Below are 1,410 nucleotides of genomic sequence, written 5' to 3'. Positions count from 1 at the left end.
TACTGCAACGGTCTTTGCCGTGACGGGTGGGCAGCGGGCTCGTTGAGGTGGGCATGGGGTGGGATGTGGTGCTGTCTGATGCGAGCCGGTGGTCAAGTGGTCTGGCGGAGTTGCACGAGCGGTTTATGCACCGGTTCGCCAGGTCCGAGCCGCGGGAGTCGGCACTGGCCTATATGAGGGGGCTGATAGCCCCGCTGGAACGGAAGAACGGCTGGACGCTGGCCGAACAGGCAGGTCACACAGGCCCGGACCGGATCCACCGGCTCTTGAACCGCATCGACTGGGACGCCGACGAGGTCCTTGATGACGTCCGGGACTACGTGGTCGAGCACCTCGGCGATCCGGAGGCGGTGCTGATCGTGGACGACACGGGCTTCCTGAAGAAGGGGGTCCGGTCGGCCGGAGTACAGCGGCAGTACTCCGGGACTGCCGGCCGCACCGAGAACTGCCAGGTGGGGGTCTTCCTCGCCTATGCCACCGACCGGGGCCGGACCTTGATCGACCGCAGGCTGTATCTGCCGACGTCGTGGACCGATGACCGTGACCGGTGCCGCCGGGCCGGCGTCGACGACACCGTAGGTTTCGAGACCAAGGTGGCGACGGCCAGGGCCATGGTCCGACGGGCAATCGCCGACAGGATTCCGTTCCGGTGGGTGACCGCGGATGCCGCCTACGGCTTCAGCAAGAGCTGGCGCACGGAACTGGAGCAAGCGGACATCTTCCACGTCATGGCCACCACCCGGCACGACACCGTCGTCACCCGCTGGGCCATGGACCACCCCGTCCATGACCTGTTCAACGGCCTGCCGCGGCAGAAGTGGAAACGCCGCTCGTGCGGCGAGGGCGCCCACGGGCCACGTGTCTTCGACTGGGCCCGCGTTGAAGTCCGTCCCTGGCATCGCGAAGACCGCCGGCATTGGGTCATCGCTCGTCGCAGCGTGAGCCGGCCGCAAGAGATCTCCTACTACATCGCCTATTGCCCGGCGCGCACCACACTGGACGAGTTGATTCGCATCGCCGGGTCCCGGTGGGCCGTGGAGGAGTGCTTCCAGACCGCGAAGGGCGAGTGCGGCCTGGACGAGTACCAGGTGCGCCGTTACGACGGTTGGCACCGCCACATGACGTTGGCCATGGCCACCCATGCCTGCCTGACCGTCCTGCGGGCCCGAGAGCTGGATACCGGGAAAGCAGAAACGGATCCTCCGGCCTCGTCCCCCTCAGCCTCCCCGAGCTCAGACGCCTGATCGCCCGTCTCACCGAACGCCGACCGGCCCCCATCGAGCACATCCTGCACTGGTCACATTGGCGACGCCGACGACAACACCAAGCCCGAATCAGCCACTACAAACGACGCGGTCACACACCACCCGAAGCTGCCCACCCGTCACGACAAAGACCGTTGCAGTACTA

1 protein-coding gene is annotated in these 1,410 nt (G+C 66.5%); it reads left to right on the top strand.

The genetic code is table 11. From position 1 onward, the window contains the following. Positions 1 to 53: 53 nt before the first annotated feature. Entirely contained in the window at positions 54 to 1,244 is a 1,191-nt protein-coding gene (locus ACIP9H_RS42285; RefSeq protein WP_401964270.1) for an IS701 family transposase, read from the top strand. Positions 1,245 to 1,410: the final 166 nt, after the last annotated feature.

It is taken from the genome of Streptomyces sp. NPDC088732 (assembly GCF_044751205.1).
Lineage (GTDB): Bacteria > Actinomycetota > Actinomycetes > Streptomycetales > Streptomycetaceae > Actinacidiphila.
The sequence above is the reverse complement of the archived record's forward strand: the minus strand, read 5'-3'. Positions and strand labels throughout refer to the sequence as shown.

Excerpts from the sequence above, each read along its gene's own strand:
- ACIP9H_RS42285 (WP_401964270.1), top strand. The coding sequence starts at position 54 with ATGGGGTGGGATGTGGTGCTGTCTGATGCGAGCCGGTGGTCAAGTGGT.